The sequence below is a fragment of the Nonomuraea sp. NPDC049480 genome, from assembly GCF_044465905.1.
In the GTDB taxonomy this organism is placed as follows: Bacteria; Actinomycetota; Actinomycetes; order Streptosporangiales; family Streptosporangiaceae; genus Nonomuraea.
The window spans coordinates 76,390-99,020 of sequence record NZ_JBITMD010000027.1 but is presented as its reverse complement, the minus strand read 5'-3'; the positions used below and the strand labels follow the sequence as shown (position 1 = coordinate 99,020).

Below are 22,631 nucleotides of genomic sequence, written 5' to 3'. Positions count from 1 at the left end.
AACGTCTGGACACCTCGGTGTCTTCCCACGATGGTGGCATGACATCCCCGGCGTGAGCACATGGTTATCCGGGCAACACGCTGACGTCGCCGGAACCCGCGGTCAGCGAGATCTTGCGCGGGGACGAGTCGTCTCTCTTGACCTTGACGTTCGCGTCGCCGGATCCCGTGTCGGTCGACACGTCATAGCCCTCGTCGGGGACGTTGAGCGTGATGTCTCCCGACCCGACCTCCACCTTCGCGCTGTCGGGCGCGGCGGTGTACTTCAGCTCGATGTTCCCCGACCCGCCCTCGGCGACCACCCTCTTGCCCGCCAGACCCGAGGCGTCCACGTCGCCGGAGCCGACGAACACCTCGAGGTCACCGGTCAGGCCTCTGAGCGTGAGGTTGCCCGAGCCGCTGTCGAGGTCGACGGGCAGCCCCTTGGGGATCTCGACCTTGTAGTCGACGCTGCACCTGCCCCAGTTCGCCGGGCAGTCGTAGGTCACGAACAGCACGCCGCCCTCGACCTTGTGCTGGGCCTTGGGCTTGTCGTCGCCGCTCCAGCGGTGGGTCTCCACAACCCGGATGGCCGTGCCGTCGGTCTCCGTGACGACGGCGTCACCCGAGTGGCTGTCCAGCTGAAGCTTGGTGACCTTGTCCGTCACCTGGTAGGACGCCGTGTCCTGATTCGTGGGGCCGGCGATGCTCGCGAGCCCGCATCCCGTCAGCAGCACTGCGGAGGCCAGCAGTCCGCCCGCGATCGCAATCGTCTTCATGCCCGGAATCCTTTCGTGGCGCGGCCCCGGCCACATCGGGGATGCCCCCGAAGACCCCCGGGGGGAACCCCCGCCTTTGACCCGGGAAGCACCATGGGAGTAGCTTCACTTCCACAATCCAGAAGTGACTTTCCATAGAATGGAAAACGAGCAGAAAGAGGTCCCATGGAGATCACCGGCCCGATGCTCGACCGGTTCGACGAGATCCTCACGCCGGAGGCGCTCGATTTCGTGGCGGCTCTCCAACGGGAGTTCGGCGCCAGACGGCTGGAGCTGCTGGAAGCCCGGCAGGCGCGGCAGGCGGAGCTGTCGGCGGGCGGCATGCTCGACTTCCTGCCCGAGACCAAGGAGATCAGGGAGGGCGCCTGGCAGGTCGCGCCCCCGGCGCCCGGTCTGGAGGACCGGCGCGTCGAGATCACCGGGCCCGTCGACAAGAAGATGACCATCAACGCGCTCAACTCCGGCGCCAAGGTGTGGCTCGCCGACTTCGAGGACGCCAACTCCCCGCTCTGGGAGAACTGCGTGGCCGGCCACCTCAACCTCCGCGACGCGCTCGACCGCACGATCGACTTCGAGACCGGCGGCAAGGCGTACGCGCTCAAGCCCGACGACGAGCTGGCCACGGTCGTGGTGCGGCCGCGCGGCTGGCACCTGGACGAGAAGCACGCCACCGTGGACGGGCAGCCGGTGTCGGGGTCGCTGTTCGACTTCGGGCTCTACTTCTTCCACTGCGCCCAGCGGCAGATCGACAAGGGCAAGGGCCCGTACCTCTACCTGCCCAAGATCGAGTCGCACCTGGAGGCGCGGCTCTGGAACGACGTGTTCATCCGGGCGCAGGAGCTGCTCGGCATCCCGCACGGCACGATCAGGGCAACCGTGCTCATCGAGACCTACCCGGCCGCGTTCGAGATGGAGGAGATCCTCTATGAGCTGCGCGACCACTCGGCCGGGCTCAACGCGGGCCGCTGGGACTACCTGTTCAGCGTGATCAAGAAGTTCCGCACCAGGGGCCGGGAGTTCCTGCTGCCCGAGCGGAACGCGGTCACGATGACGGCGCCCTTCATGCGCGCGTACACCGAGCTGCTGGTGCGCACCTGCCACAAGCGCGGCGCGCACGCCATCGGCGGGATGGCGGCGTTCATCCCCTCGCGCCGCGACCCCGAGGTGAACGCCGTGGCGCTGGAGAAGGTGCGGGCGGACAAGACGCGCGAGTCGGGCGATGGGTTCGACGGGTCGTGGGTGGCGCACCCGGACCTGGTGCCGATCTGCCGCGAGGTGTTCGACGGGGTGCTGGGCTCGCGGCCCAACCAGCTCGACCGGCTGCGCGAGGACGTCAACGTGTCGGCCGCCGACCTGCTGGCGGTCTCCGAGACGCCCGGCGAGATCACCGAGGCGGGGTTGCGCAACAACGTGGACGTGGCGCTGCGTTACCTGGCGGCCTGGATGGGCGGGCTGGGCGCGGTGGCGATCCACAACCTCATGGAGGACGCGGCCACGGCCGAGATCTCGCGTTCGCAGATCTGGCAGTGGATCCACAACGACATCACGCTCGCCGACACGGGCGCGCAGGTGACGAAGGACCTGGTCCAGCGGATCATCCTGGAGGAGATCGCCAAGATCGCCACGGAGCCTGGATACGACGCGAAGCTGTACGACCAGGCCACCGCGCTGTTCGCCGAGGTGGCGCTGGACGACGACTTCGCCGAGTTCCTGACTCTTCCGGCCTACGCGCGAATGGCGTGAATAATCAGAATCGGAGGTGATCGAGTGCTGGACACGCTGGTGGCGGCGCTGCGTTCGCTGCTGCCCCAAGACTCGGTGATCACCGATCCGGTACGCCTGCGCACCTACGAGTGCGACGGGCTCACGTACCACCGGGCGACCCCCGGCGTGGTCGTGCTGCCGAGCACGGCCGAGCAGGTCGCCCGGGTGGTACGCCTGTGCAACGACTTCGGCGTGCCCTTCGTGGCGAGGGGCTCGGGCACGGGCCTTTCGGGCGGCGCGCTGCCCCGCGAGGACGGCGTGCTCATCGTCACCTCGAAGATGCGCGCGATCCTGGAGATCGACCTGGCCGCCCGCAGGGCGGTGGTGGAGCCGGGCGTCACCAACCTCGCCATCACGGAGGCCGTTCGCGACCGGGGCTACTACTACGCGCCCGACCCCTCCAGCCAGCAGATCTGCTCGATCGGCGGCAACGTGGCGGAGAACTCCGGCGGCGCCCACTGCCTGAAGTACGGCTTCACCGTCAACCACGTCGAGGCCTGCGAGATCGTCACCCCGGACGGCGACCTGGTCACGCTGGACCGCATGGACCCCGGCTACGACCTGCTGGGCGCGTTCATCGGCTCGGAGGGCACGCTCGGCATCGCCACGAAGATCACGGTACGGCTCAGCCGCGCGCCGGAGGCCGTGACCACGGTGCTGGCCGCGTTCGAGAGCATCGAGCAGGGCGGCCAGGCCGTGTCGGCGATCATCGCCGCGGGCATCGTGCCGGCCGCGATCGAGATGATGGACGCGCTGTCCGTCGCGGCGGCCGAGGCCGCGGTGGCCTGCCGCTACCCCGAGGGCGCCGGGGCCGTGCTGATCGTCGAGCTGGACGGGCCGGAGGCGGAGGTCGAGCGGCAGTTCGCGCAGCTCAGGGAGATCTGCTCGGAGGCGTTCGAGCTGCGCGTGGCGGCCGGTCCGGCCGAGCGGGCGGCGATCTGGAAGGGCCGCAAGTCGGCGTTCGCGGCAGTGGGCCGGATCAGCCCGGCGTACATCGTGCAGGACGGCGTGGTGCCGCGCACGTCCCTGCCGAGCGTGCTGGCCGCCATCGACCGGCTGTCGGCAGAGCACGGGATCAGGGTGGCCAACGTCTTCCACGCCGGCGACGGCAACCTGCACCCGCTGGTGCTGTTCGACGACGCGGAGCCGGGGGCGGGCGAGCGGGCCGAGGTGGTTTCCGGCGCGATCCTGGACCTGTGCATCGAGCACGGCGGCTCGATCACCGGCGAGCACGGCGTGGGTGTGGACAAGAGCCGCTACATGCCGCGGATGTTCAGCGACGCCGACCTGGACACGATGCAACTGGTCAGGTGCGCGTTCGACCCCCGAGGACTGTCGAACCCGGGCAAGGTGTTCCCCACCCCGCGGCTGTGCGGCGAGGTGCCGGGCGTGCGGAAGGGTGTTCATCCGCTGGTGGAGTCCGGGAGGGCAGAGCAATTTTGATCGCGGGGGTGACGGTCAGGGAGGCGGACGCGGACGACGCCGTCGGCGGCGTGCGCCCGCGCTGGGTGGCGCTGCCCGAGACGGTCGAGGAGATCGCGGCCGTGCTGCGGGACTGCGCCGAGCGGGACCTGGTGGTGGTCCCGGCCGGCGGCGGTACGAAGCTGCACTGGGGCAGCCCGCCCGAGCGGTGTGACGTGCTGCTCGACATGTGCTGCCTGAACGAGATCCTGGAGCACGCGGCCGGCGATCTCGTGGTGCGCGCGCAGGCCGGGGTGACGATGGACGCGCTGGCGGCCGCGCTCGCGCAGAAGGGGCAGGAGCTGGTGCTCGACGTGCCGTTCGCCGAGGACACGACGGTCGGCGGCACGCTGGCCACCGCGACCGCGGGCCCGCGCGCGTTCCGCTACGGCACCGCTCGCGACCTGCTCATCGGCATCACGGTCGTGCTGCCCGACGGGACGATCGCGCGCTCGGGCGGCAAGGTCGTCAAGAACGTCGCCGGCTACGACCTCGGCAAGCTCTTCACCGGCTCGTACGGCACGCTCGGCGTCATCGCGGAGGCCACGTTCCGCCTCCATCCGCTGCCCGCCGGCCGCCGCTGGATCACGGCCGAGGTCGGCCGCGGCGAGGTGGCGGCGGTCGCCGCGGCGCTGGCGGCCTCGCAGGCCGAGCCGAGCGCCGCCGAGGTGGACTGGCCGGATCCGGGCGGGCCGCTGACCCTGGCCGTCCTGGTCGAGGGCGCGGCCGCGGAGGCTCGGGCCGAGGAGCTGCGCACGCTGGTCGGCACGGGCTCCGTGACCGACGCCGCGCCGCCGTGGTGGGGGCTGATCTCGGGGGACGAGGTGCTGGTGGAGGTGCGGTTCCCGGCCACCGGCACGGGGGCGGTGCTGGACGCGGCGGCCGGGACCGGGCTGGCGCTTCGGGGATCGGTGTTGTCCGGGCGGGTGCTGCTGGGGTCGTGGGGCGCGACCGGGGAGCAGGAGCTGGCCGAGACCGTGACCCGGCTGCGGAGGCAGGTTGAGGCGGCCGGCGGGCGCGTGAACGTGCTGGCCGCGCCGTACGCGAGCGTCGACCGGTGGGGGCAGATCAGCGGGCTGCCGCTGATGCGCCGGGTCAAGGAGCAGTTCGATCCCGGGCGCAGGATGTCTCCCGGCCGATTCGTGGGAGGGATCTGACTGACATGGATCCGAAGCTGATCAACGACTGTGTGCATTGCGGGTTCTGTCTGCCGACGTGCCCGACTTACGTGTTGTGGGGCGAGGAGATGGACTCGCCGCGCGGGCGCATCCACCTGATGAGCCAGCACGTCGAGGGCACGCCGATCACGCCGGAGATGGCGGGGCACTTCGACGCCTGCCTGGGGTGCATGGCGTGTGTGACCGCCTGCCCGTCGGGCGTCAAGTACGACCGGCTGATCGAGCAGACCAGGGTCGAGGTGGAGCGGGAGCACGTGCGCGAGCCGCAGGAGCGGGCTGTGCGCGGCATCGTGTTCAGCCTGTTCCCCTACCCGCGCCGGCTGCGGCTGCTCCGGCCGACGCTGGGGCTGGCCGCGCGGATGGCGGCGTTCCTCACCCGCGTCAACCCGAGCCTCGGCGCCATGGCCGGGCTCGCGCCCCGCGTGGAGCGGCGGCAGCCGCTGCCGCGCGTGGTCCGGGCAAGGGGAGAGCGCCGGGCCGTGGTCGGCATGCTCACCGGCTGCGTGCAACGCGAGTTCTTCCCCCAGGTGAACGCCGCCACCGCGCGGGTGCTCGCGCTGGAGGGCTGCGACGTGATCATCCCGCCCGGGCAGGGCTGCTGCGGCGCGCTCAGCGTGCACTCCGGGCGCGGCGATCAGGCCAGGAGGCTGGCGCGGCGCACGGTCAGGACGTTCGAGCGGGCCGGGGTCGACACCGTCGTGGTGAACGCGGCCGGCTGCGGCTCCTCCATGAAGGAGTACGCCGAGTTGCTGGGGCGCGAGCCGGGGTTCAAGGTGCGTGACCTGTCGGAGTTCCTGGTCGAGCTGGGACCCGTGGCCAAGCGGCACCCGCTGCCGCTGACCGTCGCCTACCACGACGCCTGCCACCTGGCCCACGCCCAGGGCGTGCGCGCAGAGCCGCGCGAGCTGCTGAGCGGCATCCCGAACCTGGAGCTGCGGGAGATCCCCGAGTCGGCGATCTGCTGCGGCTCGGCGGGGACGTACAACATCTTCCAGCCGCGGGCCGCCCGCGACCTGGGCGACAGGAAGGCCGGCGCGGTGCGCACGACGGGCGCGGAGCTGCTGGTGTCCGCCAACCCGGGCTGCACCATGCAGATCGCCGCCGCCATGCGGCGGGCCGGCGCGGAGATCAGGGTCGCGCACACCGCCGAGGTGCTGGACGCCTCGCTGCGCGGGGTGAGCTTGTGAGGGAGCGAAGCGAGCGGACCGTTGGACGCGGCGGCGTGCTCACAGGACCGGCGAAGGAGGGCCCGTGAGTGTCCAGTCGGTCGAGCGGGCTCTCGACGTGCTGGAAGCGCTGGCAGAGCACGGTGGCCAGGCCGGCTTGTCGGAGATCGCGGCCAGGACCGGGCTGCCGTACGGCACCATCCACCGGCTGCTGCAGACCCTCCTGTCGCGCGGGTACGTGCGTCAGGAGTCCGACCGGCGCTACGCCCTGGGCGGCGGCCTGGTCCGCCTCGGCGGCATCGCGGAGAGCATGGTCGGCGTGTGGGCCCAGCCGTACCTGGCGAAGATGGTCGAGCTGTCAGGCGAGACCGCGAACCTGGCCGTGCTCGAAGGGGACTTCGTCGTCTACGTGGCGCAGGTGCCCTCGCCGCGCCGGCTGCGGATGTTCGCCGAGGTCGGCCGGCGGGTGTTGCCGCACAGCACGGCCGTGGGCAAGGTACTGCTGGCCGACCGGCAGGCCGCCGACGCCGTCACCGTGTTCGAGCGGACCGGCATGCCGCGCCGCACCCCGAACACGATCACCGACGTCAATGCCATGCTCGCCGAGCTCGACCTGGTCAGGTCCCGCGGGTACGCCATGGACCTCGGCGAGGAGGAGCTCGGCGTGCACTGCCTGGCCGTGCCCGTGTGGGACGGCGGGCGGGTGGTGGCCGCGATGTCGGTGTCGGGGCCTGCCGAACGCATCGACGGGCACGGCCGCGACGAACTGGCGGAGGGCCTGCGCAAGATCGCCCTGGACTTCGGCAACGAACTCAGCCCTCGGCCATGACGTCGCGCTGAGCAACGGCGCGACGGTCCCGTCGGCGGCCGGGCCTCGCATGATCGAGGAGGCGAGCCGGCCGATCGGCTATTACCTTTGGGGCATGTGTAGAAGCATCAAGACCCTGCGGCCGCCGTTCACCGAGAGTGTGACCCCGGAGGACGTGCGGGCGGCGGCGCTCCAGTACGTCAGGAAGATCTCCGGGTTCCGGGCGCCGGCCCCGCACAACGCCGAGGCCTTCGACCGGGCGGTCGAGGAGATCACCCGGGCGTCGGAGGAGCTGCTGGCGGCGCTCCAAGTTCGCGGATCTCGTTGACAGGGGCTCCCGGCGGGGGACGATGTAATCCCTGACGATTCCCCCAGGAGCTGCCATGATCAGCGGGTTGTACGAGGGGCAGGACGGCGACTCGCGGCTGGCGCTCCGCGTCGACGTCGACGGGACCAGGCCCACCGGGCGGGTGAGCGGCGACCTGTTCGCCGTGGCGGGTGCGACGATCTCGTACGTCGGCTCGTTCGTGGTGAACTCCCCCGCCGTGCACGCCGAGGGCGCCGAAGCCCGTATCGACGGACGCGGGGTGTTCACGTTCGACACGCCTGACAAGGACGTGAGCGTCACGATCACCGATGGGTCGGGGACGGCGGCGCTGGCGGGGCGTACGTACGGGCTGTCGTTCTCCTCGCCGTACTTCCGGCGGGTGCTGCTGGAGCAGGACTCGGTGACGGGCACGGTGCCGTTCGTGTCGTACGGCACGGGCACGCTGCCCGGCCCGAGCGGGTCGCCCGCCAGGGAGCTGAGCGTGGGCGCCGCCTACGCGGAGGCGGGCATCGAGCTGACCCTGGCGCAGCCGGGGGTGATCCCGGTGGACGGGTCGGGGGCCGACCTGGCATGGAACGACGCCGAGCTGCACCACGCGATGTCGCAGCAATTCAGCATGTTCGGGGATGCGCCGGCCTGGCGGTTATGGCTGCTGGTGGCCAGCAAGCACACGGGCGGCTATCGGGGCATCATGTTCGACTACAACGACGCCCACCAGCGGCAGGGGGCGGCGGTCTTCTACGACGCGATCAAGGGGGACTCGCCGCAGGCGCAACGCGCGCAGCTACGGACGTATGTGCACGAGTTAGGGCACGCCTTCAACCTGCTCCACTCCTGGCAGAAGAACCTCGCCAACCCGCCACAACCCCTCGGGCCCGAGGGCGGCTTCGGGGATCTGTCCTGGATGAACTACGTACAGAACTACCGCCCCGGTGGGGAACAGGGCTATTGGGCGGCCTTCCCCTTCCAATTCACGGATCCGGAGCTGGTGCACCTGCGTCACGGCTTCTTCCGCGACGTCGCCATGGGCGCGAACGCGTTCGGCACCGGCGCGGCCGAGATCGCGCCCTTCGAGCAGCCGGTCGAGGACCACTCGGGGCTGCGGCTGGAGCTGCGCGCCAAGGAGTCGTTCGAGCTGGGTGAGCCGGTCGTGGTCGAGCTCAAGCTCTCCTGCGCCGGCGAGCCCCGCGTCACCCACGGCCACCTGCATCCCGACACCGAGTTCACGCAGGTGTCGATCACGCAGCCGGGCGGCAGGACCGTGCTGTACCGGCCGATGATGCGGCACTGCGTGGACACCTCGCCGGACATCCGGCTGGACGAGGGCAACCCGGCGATGTACCGCAGCGCGTACATCGGGCACGGCCGCGACGGCCACTACTTCCAGCAGCCCGGCGAATACCAGGTCCGCGCCCAGTACATCGCCGCCGACGGCTCCCGCATCGTCTCCCCCGCCTGCCTGGTCAGGGTGCGCTTCCCGGTCAGCCACGACGACCACCAGGTGGCCGAGCTGATGCTGGGCGAGGAGCAGGGCAAGCTGTTCTCGCTGCTCGGCTCGGACTCGCCGGCGCTGCGGTCGGGCAACCTGGCGCTGGACGAGGTGATCGACAGGTACGGCGACCACCGCCTGGCAACGTACGCCCGCATGGTGAAGGGGCTGAACGCCGAGCGCGAGTTCAAGGCGCTGACCACGGGCAAGCGGCTGCGGATCCGCCCGCCGGATCCCAAGCAGGGCATCGAGCACCTCACCCGGGTCGCGCAGGAGGCCACGATCGACAACATCACCCTCAACATGGTGCTGCGCCGGCTGGCCAGGGCCCAGGCCAGGCAGGGTGACCTGGCGCGGGCGAACGCGGTGATGGACAAGATGGTCACCCTGTTCGAGGCCAAGGGCGTCAACCCGATCATCATGGGGCAGATCAGGCGGCAGGCCGAGCTGACGAAGGCGGCGCTGAGCGCGGAGGCGTGAGCGCCGCGATCGTCACCCCGCGACGGGCTGTCCGCCCGTGCAGGTGATCGTCAGCTCGACGTCATCGCCCTCCTGCGGCTCGAACTCGACCGTGACCTCGTCGGACGGGCCCGGCTCGACGTCGTCCACGGAGTAGCCCTGGGCCGGGCTCCACGAGCGCAGCGTGACCTCGTCGCCCGCGCAGGAGGCGATCACGGTGCCGCCGGGGCTGCGGATCAGCTTGCCCTGCTGGGCCTGCGCGGGCGCGCCGGACGCTGCGGCGACGGGGCGCGCGGTGGCGGTGGACAGGGCCGCCTGGACGTCCTCCTGGCTGAGCACGCGGGTGGAGGTTCCGGTGACGCCGGTGCCGACCAGGCCGAGCACCGCAACGGACGCTCCGGTCGCGGCGACGGCGGTGGCGGCCCAGGCCAGCACGAATCTCTTCATCGCCCCAGCTTTCCCCATGTCGTGCTAAGGCGGGGTTAACGAGACGCTAAGGCGGCCCAAGGTATGGTCACCGAAGGTCTACGTTCATGTATATGGCGGACATCCTGCTCATCGAGGACGACGTGGCGATCCGCACGGCGCTCAGCCGGGGGCTGCGGGACCTGGGCCATGCGGTCTCCTCCTCCCCCACCGCGCTGGACGGGCTGCGGCTGGCCGTGCAGGACCGGCCTGACCTGATCGTGCTCGACCTGGGGCTGCCCGACCTCGACGGGGTGGAGCTGCTGCGGATGTTGCGCGCGGTCAGCCAGGTGCCGGTCATCGTGGCGACCGCGCGTGACGGGGACGCCGAGATGGTGCCCGTGCTGGACGCGGGGGCCGACGACTACGTGGTCAAGCCGTACAGCGCGGCGCAGCTGGACGCCCGGGTCAGAGCCGTGCTGCGGCGGTCGGGCGGGACGGCGCCGGAGCCGCTGGCGGTGGGGGCGCTGCGGGTGGATCCGCGGGCGCGTACCGCCACGCTGGACGGCGCGGCGCTGGATCTGACGCCGCGCGAGTTCGACGTGCTGCACTATCTCGCCGCCCGGCCGGGCGAGGTGGTGACGAAACGGGAGCTGCTGACCGAGGTGTGGCAACTGCCGTACGGGGGCGCGGACAAGACGGTGGACGTGCATCTGTCGTGGCTGCGCAGGAAGCTCGGCGAGACCGCCGCCGAGCCCCGCTACCTGCACACGGTGCGCGGCGTCGGGGTCAAACTGGTCGAGCCGTCATGAGGCGGCGCGTGGTCTTTTCCGCGGGGGCGTCATGAGGCGGTGGCTGGCGCTGCTGGTGGCGGCGACGACGTCACTGGTGCTGATCGCGTTGCTGGTGCCGATGGCGTTGCTGATCAGGGCCGTGGCCGAGAACGGCGCGATGAGCCGGGCCACGGCCGCGGCCGAGTCCGTGGCGGTCGCGGTCGGCACGCCCGATCTGGCGCTGGCGGTGGAGCAGGTGTCGCGGCCGGTGACGGTGTTCCTGCCCGACGGGCGTACGGTGGGCGCGCCGGCCGCTCGATCGGACGCGGTGCGCCTGGCCGCGACGGGACGCAGCGTGACCGCCTCCGCGGCCGAGGGCAGGGAGGTGCTGGTCTCGGCGCAGTCGCCCGAGGGCACGGCCGTGATCAGGGTGTTCGTGCCGGACGCCGAGCTGACGCGGGGCGTGCGCGAGGCATGGGCGGCGCTGACCGTGCTCGGGCTCGTGCTGGTCGTGCTGGGGATCGTGCTGGCCGACCGGCTGGCGCTGGCCGTGACGCGACCGGTGGACGGGCTGGCGCGGGTCTCGCACCGGCTGGCCGGAGGCGATCTGACGGCGCGGGCGGAGCCTGGCGGGCCTCCCGAGGTGCGTTCGGTGGCGCTCGCGCTCAATCATCTGGCCGGGCGGATCGACGAGCTGCTGGCGGCCGAGCGGGAGTCGGTGGCCGATCTGTCGCACCGGCTGCGTACCCCGCTGACGGGGCTCCGGCTGGACGCCGAGTCGCTGCGCGACCCGGAGGAGGCGTCGCGGGTGCAGGCCCGGGTGGACGCACTGGAGCGGGCGGTGAGCACGGTCATCACGGAGGCGCGGCGGCGTACGGCCGGGCGCGCGTCGTGCGACGCCGCCGCGGTGGTGCGCGAGCGCGTGCGGTTCTGGTCGGTGCTGGCCGAGGACCAGGGGCGGGAGGTGACGGTCTCCCTGCCGGACGGCGCGCTGCCGGTGGCCGTGGGGGCCGACGAGCTGGCGGCGTGCGTGGACGCGCTGCTGGGCAACGTCTTCGCGCACACGCCCGAAGGGGCCGCGATGTCCGTACGGCTCGCGCCGCATCCCTCCGGGGCGCTGCTGGCGGTCGAGGACGCCGGGCCGGGGTTCGATCCGGCGCTGCTGGAGCGCGGGAACAGCGGGGGCGGCTCGACCGGGCTCGGGCTCGACATCGCCCGGCGTACGGCCGAGTCGTCCGGCGGCCGGCTGACCGTTTCGTCGCCTCCGGAGGGCGGCGCACGCGTTGAAGTGCTCTTAACGGCCGCTTAGCGCGCGGTTATCGAAGATCGCGATTTCGTGGGGTCATGCGAATCACGAAGAAGCTCATCGTTGTCGGTACCGGAGTCGTCGTGCTGGTCACGGGCGGGAGCGTCGCGGCCCTCGCCGCCACCACCGCCCCGAAGGTCACGGCCGAGAAGGCCATCGAGATCGCGCACAAGGCGGTGCCCGGGTCCTGGGTCAGCGAGCTGGACTACGACCGGCGCGGGACGCGGCCGGACGCGTGGGAGCTCGAGCTGACCAAGGGATCCCGGCTGTACGAGGTGGACGTCGACGCGGCCACCGGCAAGGTCCTCGAGCACCAGGCGAAGCAGTCGGACGGTGATGATGACGACGACTGATCCGGTTGCCGGGCCCGCCGCCCTCATCGGGTGGCGGGCCTGCTCGTCGTCCGGCCATCTGTCCGGCAGCGCCTCGGCGTCGCCGAGGCGGATTGTTGTCGCGGCGGTCGAGCGGGAAAGCCGCTTCCCCGTCATCTCATGAGGCGGTGCAGGAAGCTGTAGCAGGGCTCCCGGCGGAAGTCGTGGAAGGTGGCGCAGGGGTCAGTGACGCCGGCCGGCAGGGATGGGGGGCGGCGCTCCGGGCCCGGTCGTTGCCGGGGAGGTGGCTGCGGGGTGGGCGATCCCACGCGGCGGGGAGCCTCTGACCGCCGCGGCCGGGGGTGGGGCCGGGATCGGGACTTGGGGTGGGACTTGGGCTGGGACTCGGGCCGGGGCGGGGACGTCCGCGACGCGACCGGCGACATCACGGGTCCCGGGGTGGGCGACGGGACCGCTACGCCTTGAGGAGGCACGGACTGGATCCAGTCATGGAACGTTCCATGATTGGTGATCAATGCCATCGGGGAGAGCGGCGAAGTAGCCGACGGTGAATTCGATCTTACGGAAAGCTCCCTTTCCTCATCGAATTCCGGGGTGGCTCGAGTAAACGCAAGGAATATTCCGAGTACCGCGGTGACGAGCACCCCGCCTGCTCCGGCCACGGATGTGAGGCGCCCCCGACCACCTGCGGAAACTGATCTAAGAGGGGACATGTCGTGATTCCTTTGTGATTGGTGTGCGAGCATTCGTCTGTTGCGGCTAGTGTGGTCCATCACCCGCGGAAGCCGGCGAGCTTTCCCCGATACGACCGCAGGGAGCTGTAGCACCATGCAAGATCCGACCGAGCCGGATCGTCACGAGGTCCTCTCCGGCCCCGGGGATGTCCGCGTGGCCGAGAGGAACACCGGGCGGAGCGACAAACCGCCGAAGAACAAGAAGACCCTCGCCATCGCCGCGGGGGTGCTCGTCGCCGTTCTCGCGGCGGGCGGCGCCGGCTACCTCCTGGCGGCGAACCCCTCTGACCCCGCCACGCAGCAGGGCGGCCGGCCCGCGCCCTCCCAGAGCGCCGGCGGCGACGAGACCTCGCAGGACGACGACGCCACCGTGGGCGACGTCACCACCGACGCCCCCGAGAACGGCCTGCCCGACGACGGCAACGTGGGCGACACCTCCACCGACACGGGCGCTGACGGCGACCCCGCCGACTCGGGCTCGACGGGCTCCGACCCCGCCACAGGCTCCGACCTCGCCACGGGGACCGATTCTTCGCGCGGCACGGCCCAGACCGGCAACGGCAAGACGCCCGCGACGTCCTCCCCCACCGAGCAGCCCCAGGCACCGGAGGGCGACAGTCCGGCGGACGGCCCCGCGGGCGAGGTCTCCGGCCAGTGCGCCGCGAGCGGCTGCTGACCACCCGGAAGCCGGCGCGCCGGGGAAAGCGCCCGAGGACAGTGCCACGCAAGCGCCCGGCGGGTCCCTGACGAGTGCCCCGGCGCCGGCGGCCGAGCCGGGTGAAGTGGCTTGCCGTTAATAGGCCGTACTGGACCTTCGGCAAGGGCCACTCCGCTTCTTAGGGTCGTGGCATGACGACGACTGACAAGGTGTCCGTGCTGCGGGCGCTGCACGTGCCCGGCAGCCCTCTGGTCCTGCCCAACGTCTGGGACGCCGCCTCCGCGCGGGCCGTGCAGGACGCAGGCTTCCCCGTGGTGGCCACCGGCAGCGCCGGCGTCTCGCGGGTGCTCGGGTACGAGGACGGCGAGGGCACACCCGCCGGCGAGATGCTGGCCGCCGTCGCCCGCATCGTCAGGGCCGTGAGCGTGCCCGTCACCGCCGACGTCGAGCGCGGCTACGGGCTCAAACCCGCCGAGCTGGCCGAGCGGCTCGCCGCGACCGGCGCGGCCGGGTGCAATCTGGAGGACACCGATCCGGCCACCGGCGAGCTGGTGGACCCGGGAGCCCAGGCGGAGTTCCTGGCCGAGGTGCGGGCGGCCGCCGGACAGGACCTGGTGATCAACGCGCGCGTCGACGTCTACCTCCACGGCCGCACGTCCAGGCAGGAGGCGGTCGAGCGCGGGCGGCGGTACCTGGAGGCGGGGGCCGACTGCGTGTACCCGATCGGGCTCGGCGACGAGGCCGAGATCCAGGCTCTGGCGGCGGAGCTGGAAGGACCGGTCAACATCCTCTTCAGGCCGGGCACGCCGTCGCTCGGGCGGCTGGCCCAGCTGGGTGTGGCCAGGATCAGCTTCGGCGGCGGCCTGCAGCAGGCGGCCCACGCCTACGCCCAGGGCCTGTTCGCGAAGGTCAGGAAGGGGCACAGCCCGTACTGACGGCGGGGCCACGTACGCTTGCGCTCGTGCTTGCCGCCGCGGCCGTCTGCCCGCATACCCCGCTGATCGTGACCGAGCTGCCCGACCTGCGTTCCGCCTGCCAGACGGCGATCGCCGGGCTGCTCGCGAGCGGCCCCGACGCCCTGATCGTGGTGGGCGGGGCCGAGTCCACGGCTACGTACGGCGGCGACGCGGCCGGCACCCTGCGCCCGTGGGGCATGGACGTCACGGCCGGCCTCGGCGAGCCGGTGCTGCCGCTCTCCCTGACCGTCGGCCGCCGCCTCCTCGGCGACCGCGTCCCCGACGCCCTCCAGTCCGTGGCCTTCGACGCCACGCCCGACGAGTGCCGCTCGGTCGGTGTCAAGCTGGCGGAGGCCGGGGAGCGGGTGGCGCTGCTGGTCATGGCCGACGGCTCCGCCTGCCTCACGCCCAGGGCCCCCGGCAGGTACGACGCCGCCGCGCAGCCGTACGACGACCTGATCGCGCACGCCCTCGCCGCCGCCGACACCGCCGCCCTGGCCGGGCTGGGCCCCGCGGAGGCGGACCGGCTGTGGGCCGGCGGGCGGGCCGCCCTGCAGGTGCTGGCCGGCGCCGCCGGGACCGGGGCGTACCAGGGCCGCCTGCTGATGCGGGCGGCCCCCTACGGCGTCGGCTATTTCGCCGGGCTGTGGACCTGACGCTCCTGTGTTGAATGGTCGCGCTCACTCGGCCCTCGCTGGTCACGCAAAGCTACCGCTCTCGGGCCTGACCGTTCGCCGCTCCTGTGGTGAATGGTCGCGCTCACTCGGCCCTCGCTGGTCACGCAAAGCTACCGCTCTCGGGCCTGACCGTTCGCCGCTTCGGCACGGGGATCTTCATCAGGTCGCGGGCGAGCACGACCTCGCCGTCGAAGCTCCGCCGCACCTCCGCCACGAAAGCGGGCTCGTCATCGAACCCGTACCGTTCGGAGAAGTGCGTGAGCACCAGCCTGCGCACCCCCGCGTCCGCCGCCACAAGCCCGGCCTCGAACGCCGTCAGGTGCCCGTATTCCTTGGCCAGCGCGCTCTCCGACGACAGGAAGGTGGCCTCGATGATCAGCAGGTCCACCCCCGAGGCGAGCTCGAAGACGGTGTCGCAGAGCCGGGTGTCCATGACGAACGCCACGCTCTGTCCTGGTTTGGGGACGCTGCACTCGTCGAGGGTGACGCCGCGCACGGCGCCGGTGCGCTGCAGCTCGCCGACCTCCGGGCCGCGGATGCCGTGGGCGGCCAGCTTCTCGGGCAGCATGCGACGGCCGGTCGGCTCCTGGATGCGGTAACCGTACGACTCGACGGGGTGGGACAGGCGGCGCGCGATGAGCGGGCCGACGCCGGCCAGGTCGCCGGAGACGGGGTGCTCGCTGATGACCGGCGTGTCGGCGAAGGCGGCGGCGTGGCGGAGCCGGCGCCAGTACGTCTCGCCGGAGGCGGGGAACACCGCCCGCACCGGGTGCCTGACCTTGTCGCGGGCGATGCGCTGGATGACGCCCGGCACGCCCAGGCAGTGGTCACCGTGGAAGTGCGTCAGGCACATCCAGTGCACGTCGTTGGCGCTCAGCCCGGCGTGCACCATTTGCCGCTGCGTGCCCTCACCCGGGTCGAAAAGGAAGCCTTGACCGTCCCAGCGCAGAAGGTAGCCGTTGTGGTTACGGTGTCGGGTAGGGACCGCGCTGGAGGTGCCCAGCACCACGAGCTCACGTGAGGACATCATGAACACCGTAGCCTTCGCCGAGGTGCCGACGCCGGTGGGGACGTTCGTGCTGGCGGTCACCGAGGCCGGTCTCGTCGCGTCGGGCTGGGGCTCCCGCGCGCGGCTGGCCGACCGGCTCGGGCTCGCTGAAGTCCATGATTCGGATCGTACGGCCTTCGTGGTCGCGGAGCTGAACGCTTATTTCGCCGGTGATCTGCGTACGTTCGAGACCCCGGTCGACTGGCGGCTCATGTCCGGCGCGCGGCTCCAGGTCCTGCAGACCCTGCACAAGGTCCCGTACGGCACCGCCGTCACCTACGGCGAGCTGGCCGCGCTCAGCGGCTCGAAGGTGCCGGCCAGGGGCATCGGCTCGATCATGGGTTCCAACCCGATCCCGATTCTCGTGCCCTGTCACCGGGTGATCGCCGGCACCGGCCTGGGCGGGTTCAGCGGCGGCGAGGGCGTGGAGACCAAGCGGTGGCTGCTGACCCATGAGGGTTACCTGCAACCGACACTGCTGGACCTCTAGCACACTTGTGGGTGTGCGCCAGCAGCCTGTCATCGCCGTCGTCGGCCCCACCGCGGCCGGCAAATCCGATCTCGCCGTGGAGATCGCGCTCCGCCTCGGAGGCGAGTGCGTCAACGCCGACTCCATGCAGCTCTACCGCGGGATGGACATCGGCACGGCCAAACTGACCCCCGGCGAGATGCGCGGGGTCCCCCATCACCTGCTGGACGTCTGGGACGTCACGGTCACCGCCAGCGTGGCCGAATACCAGCGGCTGGCCAGGAAGGTCATCGACGCGGTCGAGGTGCCCGTACTGGTCGGCGGGAGCGGCCTGTACGTGCGGGCGGCGCTCGACGACCTGGAGTTCCCCGGCACCGATCCGGACATCCGGGCGCGGCTGGAGGCGGAACTGGCCGAGCTCGGCCCCGGCCCGCTGTACGAGCGGCTGCGCGAGCAGGACCCGGCGGCCGCGGCGGCCATCCTGCCCGGCAACGGCCGCCGCATCGTGCGCGCGCTGGAGGTGATCGAACACTCGGGCCGCCCGTTCTCGGCGACCATGCCGTCCTACGACGCCGTCTACCCGAGCGTCCAGATCGGCCTCGACGTGCCCAGGCCGGAGCTGGACGAGCGGATCTCGCTCCGGGTGGAGCGCATGTGGCAGGCCGGCCTGGTCGACGAGGTGCGGACCCTGCTCGCGCGCGGGCTGGCCGAGGGCCGCACGGCGAGCCGCGCACTCGGGTACGCCCAGGTCATCCGCTTCCTGGCGGGCGAGTGGAGCGAGGAGCAGGCGATCGCGGAGACGATCAGGGCGACCAGGCGGTTCGCCCGCCGCCAGGAGTCGTGGTTCCGCCGCGATCCGCGCGTGTGCTGGCTGCCGTACGACGCGCCGGATCTTCTCGAACGGTCCCTCGCTCGAATCGCCGAACACTCATGCGCATAAACTTTTAGAATGCGCTTTCTCAAGGGGCACGGCACCGAGAACGATTTCGTCATCCTCCCCGATCCCGACGGCGAGATCGACGTCTCGGCCGCCCTCGTCGCCAAGATCTGCGACAGGAGGGCCGGCATCGGCGCCGACGGCGTGCTCCGGGCGGTTCGCACGAAGCAGTGCCCCGAGGTGAGCGATCAGGCGTCCGCCGCCGAATGGTTCATGGACTACCGCAATGCCGACGGCAGCATGGCCGAGATGTGCGGCAACGGTGTGCGCGTGTTCGCCCGCTACCTGATCGACGCCGGGCTGGCGGATCCGGCCGGGTTCGCGCTGGCCACGCGGGGCGGCGTACGCAGGATCCACGTGGAGCCGTCCGGCGACATCACCGCCGACATGGGCAAGCCCGTCGTGCACGGCGAGAGCGTGGCCACCGTCGGCACCCACGAATACACCGGCGTCCATGTGGACATGGGCAACCCGCATCTGGCGTGCGCCATCGGCGACCCCGTCGTCCAGGTGGACCTCACCCACCAGCCCGGCTTCGACACCGGCGTCTTCCCGGCCGGGGTCAACATCGAGTTGTTCAACCCGGTCGGCACCACCCGCGTGGTCATGCGCGTCTTCGAGCGCGGCTCCGGCGAGACCCGCTCGTGCGGCACGGGGGCGGTGGCCACGGCCGTCGCGGCCGCGGCCCTGTCCGGCGACACCACCGGCACCTGGACCGTCGAGGTGCCCGGCGGCACGCTGACCGTCATCCTCGATGAGGACACGAGCTACCTTTCCGGTCCTGCCGTCATCGTGGCCAGTGGCGACCTGATGCTTGCAGAATGATGTTCTCCTGAGGGATGTTGGGTCTACTTCACGAACTGAGGGGTGGACATGGCAGACCCACGCACCACCGCAGCCCAGGTCAAAGCACCGATCGGGCAGTTCGGCGGCGGATTCATGACCTCCAGAGAGGCCAAGGCCGTCTGCGACGCGCACGGACTCGGCGCCCGTGAGCTCTACTTCAGGGGCCGCTGCGGCGTGCTCGGCGAGTGCGACGCCGACGTGGTCGCCTCGATCGCCGTCTTCTTCCCGCTCGAGCACGTCGAGGAGAGCTGGAACGGCGGCCGCAAGCTCCCCGTCGAGCAGGCCGTCGAGCTCTACGCCGAGGCGTGCCGGGCCTGGGGCAGGCGCAAGCTCGGCGGCTACGACGGCTGCGCCAGGATCGCCGAGCTCCTCCAGCGCGTCGTCGAACGCGCCCCGTCCACCGGCGCCCCGCTGTTCGCCGGCTGGCGCGCCGTGCCGCTGCCCGACGACCCGCCCGCCCGGGCCACCCAGCTCATGCACTGCCTCCGCGAGCTGCGCGGCGGCCTGCACGCCAACGCCGTGATCGCCGCCGGGCTGCACCCGCTGGAGGCCACGCTCGCCGCCGACCACGACGCGACCCCGTTCGGGCACGTCTCGGGCGAGATGATCGCCAAGTTCTTCACCTGGCCGGAGCCGTACGCGACGCCCTCACCGGCGATCGTGGCGCGCCGCGCGGAGGTCGAGGAGAGGACCGACGATCTCATGGCGCCGATGTTTTCGGTCCTCGACGACGGTGAATCGGACGTGCTGATGGAGCTTCTGCGTTTTGGGCACGCTCGTTGACCTGGCAGACTGGCTGCCCATGGACGTGGACATCTGGGCCTGGGTCGGCGAAACCCAGCAGCAGCTTTCCGAGGCGGGCAACGTTGGCCTCGCCATGGCGCTGGGAGACCTTCCCGCACAGGCCTACGAGGGCCGATACCCGCAGCTCGACGTCATGGCCCCGGCCATCGCGCAGCAGGCCGAGGCCCTGGAGCTGCCCTGGCTCGAGTTCTACGCCCGCTACTGGCACCTGATCGGCCGCGTCGGCGACCGGGCGCAGGGCGCGGTCGCCGTCGAGGACGCCCAGCAGCTCCTGGCGTTCGCCCAGCGCGAAGACGTGCGCGAGTGCCCGTCGGTCCCGGCGGCGGTCGAGGCGCTGGCCCTCGCGTGGGCCAACGCCGACGGCCCCGGATACGCGAGCGAGCGCCTGGAGACGCTGGCGGCCTACATCGAGGGCATGAGCCCGGAGAAGCCCGCCTTCGCCGGGCTCGCGACCCAATACGTCGCCGCGCTCGTCGACGCGGGCAAGCCGGGCGAGGCCGTGACCTACGCCGAGTCCGCCGTCGAGCGGCTGCGCGTGGCCGGGCGCGAGGCCAGCTGGGAGCTGGGCGCCGAGAGCGCCCGCGCGCTGCTGGCCGCCGGCCGCCCCGAGGACGCGCTCACGGCGCTGCAGGCGGCCGCCGAGTTCCAGCCGGACGACCCGGTGGCCAAGGAGCACCGCGACGGCGTGCGCCGGGCGCTGATCCTGGCCGAGCTGGGCCGCGACGCCGAGGCCGTCGACGCGCTGCCCGACCTCGACGTGGTCGGCGAGCACCCGCGTGTCTTCGTGGAGTGGTCACGGGCGGTCAGCCGGCTGGCCGGCTCCTCGCAGATCACCAACACCTGGCAGCTCGGCCGCGTGCTGCGCCAGTGGATCGACTACTTCGGCATGATGGGCGGCTACCGCGCCCGCGTCGAGCTCGCGCTGATCGCGGGCGACCTGGCCGTCGCCCGGCTGGGCGTCTGGCAGGCCAGGCTGCTGGCTGACCTCGCCGAGTCCGGCACCGCCGAGCTGCGCGACACGGAGGGCCTGCCCGAGCGCATCGCCGCTCTGCGGGCCGCCGCCGACGCCGCCACCGAGCCCGAGGCCCCGGGGGCGCCCGAGGACCGGGTCGGCCGGTTCGACGCGGCCGACGGCTTCAACGCCGACCCGGAGAAGTGGGTCGGCTGGCTGGCCCCGCTGTCCGGCGAGGACCTCGAGGCCACCCGCCGCCACACCACCACGCTCGGCTTCCTCGGCTACCCCGCCACCGGCGCCGACATCTACTGGAAGCTGCTCGTCGACTCCGGGAAGATCGGCGAGGCCGACTCCGACGACGTGGCCTATCTGACCACGCTGCTCATCGAGGCCCGCCAGGACGAGCGGCTGGAGCAGATGGCCGCGCTGCTGCCGCACGGCGAGCAGCAGATCGCGCTCGCCCGCCTGCACAGCGCCAGGGAGCGGTGGGCGGAGGCGCTGGACGCCGCCGAGCACGCCGTGGCGGCCGGGGCCGGCATCGAGGCACGCCGCCTGGCGGCCGGCGCCGCCCAGCAGCTCGACCAGAACGCCAAGGCCGCCCAGGTGCTGCTCGAGGTGATGGACGAGCTCACCGACGAGGACGTCTGGCGCATGATCGTCATGGCCACCTCGGCGGAGGACTGGGACACCGTGCGCAAGGGCGCGGCCAAGATCGGCATGCCGATCAAGTCCAAGGAGGGACCGATCGAGGAGGAGATGGGCCTCATCAGGGTCATCCTCCCCGCGCCCGACGGTGGCCAGCGCCAGGTGCTGTCCATCCGCACCGGACCCGCCACCGCCAGGCTGGCCCTGCCGCAGCCGCGCGGCATGGACTACAACGCCGGCGACCTGGTCGTGTTCGACCCGCAGCTGCTGGAGCCCGTCCCGGACGACCCCGAGGAGCAGCAGAACTTCGTGCCGCCGTTCGCCGCCGTAAGCATCCTGCGGCCCGGCGGCTACACCAGCTACTTCTTCGACGGCGTCGCGCCGAGCGAGGAGGACTGGGCGGAGTTCACCGAGGTCATGGCCGAGCGCGGCTGGCCGATGTGGGTCTACAGCGACGAGAACTACAAGATCACCCACCCGACCAGCGGTGAGCCGCTGCCGGGCGTGTTCGGCTGGGTCGCGGTGCCGCCGGACGTGTCGCCGGAGGAGGTGGACGCGCTGCTCGACGACGCCACCGAGCGGTGGGTGCATCCGCTGGCCTGGCTGGACCTGGCGCGCGAGATCGACGTCGAGGTCGAGCGGCACGAGCGCATCGTGAAGGAATACGGACTCTAGAGGGCTCGGGCGTGGAGGGGCGCTCCGGTCCCGGCGGAATGCCGGGGCTGGGGCGCTTTCGGTTTCGGCGGAATGCCGGGCTGGGGCTGGGGCGCTTTCGGTTCGGCGGGAAGGGCGAGGTCTGACGTGCTGGAGCGCTTTCGCCTGGACGGGAAGGTGGCGATCGTCACCGGAGCCTCGTCGGGGCTGGGGGTGGCGTTCGCCCGCGGCCTGGCCGAGGCGGGCGCCGATGTCGTGATCGGCGCGCGGCGGGCTGACCGGCTGGAGGAGACGCGGCGGCTGGTCGAGGAGACCGGCCGCCGGTGCCTGGCCGTGCCGACGGACGTGGTGCGGCCGGAGGACTGCGACGCTCTCGTCGCCGCGGCCGTCGAGAGCATGGGCCACGTCGACGTGCTGATCAACAATGCCGGGATCGGCACCGCCGTGCCCGCGCTGCGCGAGACGCCCGAGGAGTTCCGGCAGGTCATCGACGTCAACCTGCACGGGACGTACTGGATGGCGCAGGCCTGTGCCCGGGTGATGCGGCCGGGCTCGTCGATCGTGAACATCGGCAGCGTGCTCGGCGAGACCACGGCCGGGCTGCCGCAGGCCGCCTACAGCGCGTCCAAGGCCGCGGTGATCGGGCTGACGCGGGACCTGGCCCAGCAGTGGACCGGGCGGCGCGGGATCAGGGTCAACTGCCTGGAGCCGGGGTTCTTCGCCTCGGAGATGACCGAGCAGTACGCACCCGGCTACCTGGAACGGATGGTGGAGTCGCGGGTGGTGACGGGGCGGCCAGGGGATCCGTCTGAACTGGTGGCCGCCGCGGTGTTCCTGGCGAGCGACGCGGCCTCGTACATCACCGGAGTTACGCTGCCAGTGGATGGCGGGATCCTCATCACCTGACCCAGCAGAGGGTTTCGAACGTGTGGGCGGAGTCATCGTGGTAGGTCATTCGGCTGACTACTGCCGGGCATGACGAGGCCCAATCTTCACGCGAGCGACGCGTCATCGTACGTCGC

At 71.8% G+C, this 22,631-nt stretch carries 22 protein-coding genes; 19 read left to right on the top strand and 3 right to left on the bottom strand.

Annotated elements, in window-relative coordinates; genetic code table 11:
- Positions 1-64 precede the first annotated feature (64 nt).
- Positions 65-757 carry a DUF4097 family beta strand repeat-containing protein gene (locus ACIBX3_RS48745; protein ID WP_397127540.1) on the bottom strand — a complete coding sequence of 231 codons (693 nt, stop codon included), beginning with the start codon at positions 755-757 and terminating at the stop codon, positions 65-67.
- Between the two features lie 165 nt (positions 758-922).
- Between ACIBX3_RS48745 and aceB the strand changes: the two genes are divergently transcribed.
- From aceB to ACIBX3_RS48710, 7 genes are all read left to right on the top strand, one after another.
- Positions 923-2,500: a malate synthase A gene (gene aceB / locus ACIBX3_RS48740; protein ID WP_397127539.1), complete on the top strand. Its 1,578-nt coding sequence runs from the start codon at positions 923-925 to the stop codon at positions 2,498-2,500.
- Positions 2,501-2,527: 27 nt separating this feature from the next.
- Positions 2,528-3,964 carry an FAD-linked oxidase C-terminal domain-containing protein gene (locus tag ACIBX3_RS48735; protein ID WP_397127603.1) on the top strand — a complete coding sequence of 479 codons (1,437 nt, stop codon included), beginning with the start codon at positions 2,528-2,530 and terminating at the stop codon, positions 3,962-3,964.
- Between the two features lie 8 nt (positions 3,965-3,972).
- The gene (locus ACIBX3_RS48730) at positions 3,973-5,139 is read left to right on the top strand and encodes an FAD-binding oxidoreductase (protein ID WP_397127538.1); all 1,167 of its coding nucleotides are present in this window, start codon (positions 3,973-3,975) and stop codon (positions 5,137-5,139) included.
- Between the two features lie 5 nt (positions 5,140-5,144).
- Complete coding sequence (locus ACIBX3_RS48725) at positions 5,145-6,347, top strand: (Fe-S)-binding protein (RefSeq protein ID WP_397127537.1); 1,203 nt, start codon at positions 5,145-5,147, stop codon at positions 6,345-6,347.
- 64 nt (positions 6,348-6,411) lie between these two features.
- Positions 6,412-7,155: an IclR family transcriptional regulator gene (locus ACIBX3_RS48720; RefSeq protein WP_397127536.1), complete on the top strand. Its 744-nt coding sequence runs from the start codon at positions 6,412-6,414 to the stop codon at positions 7,153-7,155.
- 94 nt (positions 7,156-7,249) lie between these two features.
- Positions 7,250-7,462 (top strand): DUF2277 domain-containing protein, encoded by a 213-nt coding sequence (locus ACIBX3_RS48715; protein WP_397127535.1) that lies wholly within the window; start codon positions 7,250-7,252, stop codon positions 7,460-7,462.
- A 55-nt stretch (positions 7,463-7,517) separates the two neighbouring features.
- The gene (locus ACIBX3_RS48710) at positions 7,518-9,431 is read left to right on the top strand and encodes a hypothetical protein (protein ID WP_397127534.1); all 1,914 of its coding nucleotides are present in this window, start codon (positions 7,518-7,520) and stop codon (positions 9,429-9,431) included.
- Positions 9,432-9,443: 12 nt separating this feature from the next.
- Here ACIBX3_RS48710 and ACIBX3_RS48705 read toward each other — a convergent pair whose 3' ends face one another.
- Positions 9,444-9,857, bottom strand: a complete 414-nt coding sequence (locus tag ACIBX3_RS48705) for a hypothetical protein (protein ID WP_397127533.1) — start codon at positions 9,855-9,857, stop codon at positions 9,444-9,446.
- Between the two features lie 92 nt (positions 9,858-9,949).
- Between ACIBX3_RS48705 and ACIBX3_RS48700 the strand changes: the two genes are divergently transcribed.
- The 6 genes from ACIBX3_RS48700 to ACIBX3_RS48675 all read left to right on the top strand — a co-directional run bounded on the left by ACIBX3_RS48700 (position 9,950) and on the right by ACIBX3_RS48675 (position 15,230).
- Complete coding sequence (locus ACIBX3_RS48700; protein ID WP_397127532.1) at positions 9,950-10,627, top strand: response regulator transcription factor; 678 nt, start codon at positions 9,950-9,952, stop codon at positions 10,625-10,627.
- Positions 10,628-10,658: 31 nt separating this feature from the next.
- A complete protein-coding gene (locus tag ACIBX3_RS48695) occupies positions 10,659-11,897 on the top strand; it encodes an ATP-binding protein (RefSeq protein WP_397127531.1) in 1,239 nt (412 codons plus the stop codon).
- A gap of 35 nt (positions 11,898-11,932) precedes the next feature.
- Positions 11,933-12,247 (top strand): PepSY domain-containing protein, encoded by a 315-nt coding sequence (locus ACIBX3_RS48690; RefSeq protein WP_397127530.1) that lies wholly within the window; start codon positions 11,933-11,935, stop codon positions 12,245-12,247.
- Between the two features lie 807 nt (positions 12,248-13,054).
- Positions 13,055-13,636 (top strand): hypothetical protein, encoded by a 582-nt coding sequence (locus tag ACIBX3_RS48685; protein WP_397127529.1) that lies wholly within the window; start codon positions 13,055-13,057, stop codon positions 13,634-13,636.
- 173 nt (positions 13,637-13,809) lie between these two features.
- The gene (locus ACIBX3_RS48680) at positions 13,810-14,553 is read left to right on the top strand and encodes an isocitrate lyase/phosphoenolpyruvate mutase family protein (RefSeq protein ID WP_397127528.1); all 744 of its coding nucleotides are present in this window, start codon (positions 13,810-13,812) and stop codon (positions 14,551-14,553) included.
- A gap of 26 nt (positions 14,554-14,579) precedes the next feature.
- The gene (locus tag ACIBX3_RS48675; RefSeq protein WP_397127526.1) at positions 14,580-15,230 is read left to right on the top strand and encodes a hypothetical protein; all 651 of its coding nucleotides are present in this window, start codon (positions 14,580-14,582) and stop codon (positions 15,228-15,230) included.
- 121 nt (positions 15,231-15,351) lie between these two features.
- Here ACIBX3_RS48675 and ACIBX3_RS48670 read toward each other — a convergent pair whose 3' ends face one another.
- Positions 15,352-16,278 (bottom strand): ribonuclease Z, encoded by a 927-nt coding sequence (locus tag ACIBX3_RS48670; protein WP_397127525.1) that lies wholly within the window; start codon positions 16,276-16,278, stop codon positions 15,352-15,354.
- A 1-nt stretch (position 16,279) separates the two neighbouring features.
- Between ACIBX3_RS48670 and ACIBX3_RS48665 the strand changes: the two genes are divergently transcribed.
- The 6 genes from ACIBX3_RS48665 to ACIBX3_RS48640 all read left to right on the top strand — a co-directional run bounded on the left by ACIBX3_RS48665 (position 16,280) and on the right by ACIBX3_RS48640 (position 22,515).
- The gene (locus tag ACIBX3_RS48665) at positions 16,280-16,789 is read left to right on the top strand and encodes a methylated-DNA--[protein]-cysteine S-methyltransferase (RefSeq protein ID WP_397127524.1); all 510 of its coding nucleotides are present in this window, start codon (positions 16,280-16,282) and stop codon (positions 16,787-16,789) included.
- Between the two features lie 13 nt (positions 16,790-16,802).
- A complete protein-coding gene (gene miaA / locus ACIBX3_RS48660) occupies positions 16,803-17,708 on the top strand; it encodes a tRNA (adenosine(37)-N6)-dimethylallyltransferase MiaA (protein ID WP_397127523.1) in 906 nt (301 codons plus the stop codon).
- Positions 17,709-17,717: 9 nt separating this feature from the next.
- A complete protein-coding gene (dapF, locus tag ACIBX3_RS48655; protein ID WP_397127522.1) occupies positions 17,718-18,530 on the top strand; it encodes a diaminopimelate epimerase in 813 nt (270 codons plus the stop codon).
- 48 nt (positions 18,531-18,578) lie between these two features.
- Positions 18,579-19,334 carry a hypothetical protein gene (locus ACIBX3_RS48650; protein WP_397127521.1) on the top strand — a complete coding sequence of 252 codons (756 nt, stop codon included), beginning with the start codon at positions 18,579-18,581 and terminating at the stop codon, positions 19,332-19,334.
- Positions 19,318-21,630, top strand: a complete 2,313-nt coding sequence (locus ACIBX3_RS48645) for a tetratricopeptide repeat protein (protein WP_397127520.1) — start codon at positions 19,318-19,320, stop codon at positions 21,628-21,630. Before ACIBX3_RS48650 ends, ACIBX3_RS48645 begins: the two co-directional genes overlap by 17 nt.
- 126 nt (positions 21,631-21,756) lie before the next feature.
- Positions 21,757-22,515: an SDR family NAD(P)-dependent oxidoreductase gene (locus ACIBX3_RS48640; RefSeq protein ID WP_397127519.1), complete on the top strand. Its 759-nt coding sequence runs from the start codon at positions 21,757-21,759 to the stop codon at positions 22,513-22,515.
- Positions 22,516-22,631 lie beyond the last annotated feature (116 nt).

What these genes read in the sequence shown, in the direction of transcription:
- ACIBX3_RS48745 (WP_397127540.1), bottom strand. Translation starts at nt 757, where the DNA reads ATGAAGACGATTGCGATCGCGGGCGGACTGCTGGCCTCCGCAGTGCTG.
- aceB (WP_397127539.1), top strand. Translation starts at nt 923, where the DNA reads ATGGAGATCACCGGCCCGATGCTCGACCGGTTCGACGAGATCCTCACG.
- ACIBX3_RS48725 (WP_397127537.1), top strand. Translation starts at nt 5,145, where the DNA reads ATGGATCCGAAGCTGATCAACGACTGTGTGCATTGCGGGTTCTGTCTG.
- ACIBX3_RS48715 (WP_397127535.1), top strand. Translation starts at nt 7,250, where the DNA reads ATGTGTAGAAGCATCAAGACCCTGCGGCCGCCGTTCACCGAGAGTGTG.
- ACIBX3_RS48710 (WP_397127534.1), top strand. Translation starts at nt 7,518, where the DNA reads ATGATCAGCGGGTTGTACGAGGGGCAGGACGGCGACTCGCGGCTGGCG.
- ACIBX3_RS48705 (WP_397127533.1), bottom strand. Translation starts at nt 9,857, where the DNA reads ATGAAGAGATTCGTGCTGGCCTGGGCCGCCACCGCCGTCGCCGCGACC.
- ACIBX3_RS48700 (WP_397127532.1), top strand. Translation starts at nt 9,950, where the DNA reads ATGGCGGACATCCTGCTCATCGAGGACGACGTGGCGATCCGCACGGCG.
- ACIBX3_RS48695 (WP_397127531.1), top strand. Translation starts at nt 10,659, where the DNA reads ATGAGGCGGTGGCTGGCGCTGCTGGTGGCGGCGACGACGTCACTGGTG.
- ACIBX3_RS48690 (WP_397127530.1), top strand. Translation starts at nt 11,933, where the DNA reads ATGCGAATCACGAAGAAGCTCATCGTTGTCGGTACCGGAGTCGTCGTG.
- ACIBX3_RS48685 (WP_397127529.1), top strand. Translation starts at nt 13,055, where the DNA reads ATGCAAGATCCGACCGAGCCGGATCGTCACGAGGTCCTCTCCGGCCCC.
- ACIBX3_RS48680 (WP_397127528.1), top strand. Translation starts at nt 13,810, where the DNA reads ATGACGACGACTGACAAGGTGTCCGTGCTGCGGGCGCTGCACGTGCCC.
- ACIBX3_RS48670 (WP_397127525.1), bottom strand. Translation starts at nt 16,278, where the DNA reads ATGTCCTCACGTGAGCTCGTGGTGCTGGGCACCTCCAGCGCGGTCCCT.
- ACIBX3_RS48665 (WP_397127524.1), top strand. Translation starts at nt 16,280, where the DNA reads ATGAACACCGTAGCCTTCGCCGAGGTGCCGACGCCGGTGGGGACGTTC.
- dapF (WP_397127522.1), top strand. Translation starts at nt 17,718, where the DNA reads ATGCGCTTTCTCAAGGGGCACGGCACCGAGAACGATTTCGTCATCCTC.
- ACIBX3_RS48650 (WP_397127521.1), top strand. Translation starts at nt 18,579, where the DNA reads ATGGCAGACCCACGCACCACCGCAGCCCAGGTCAAAGCACCGATCGGG.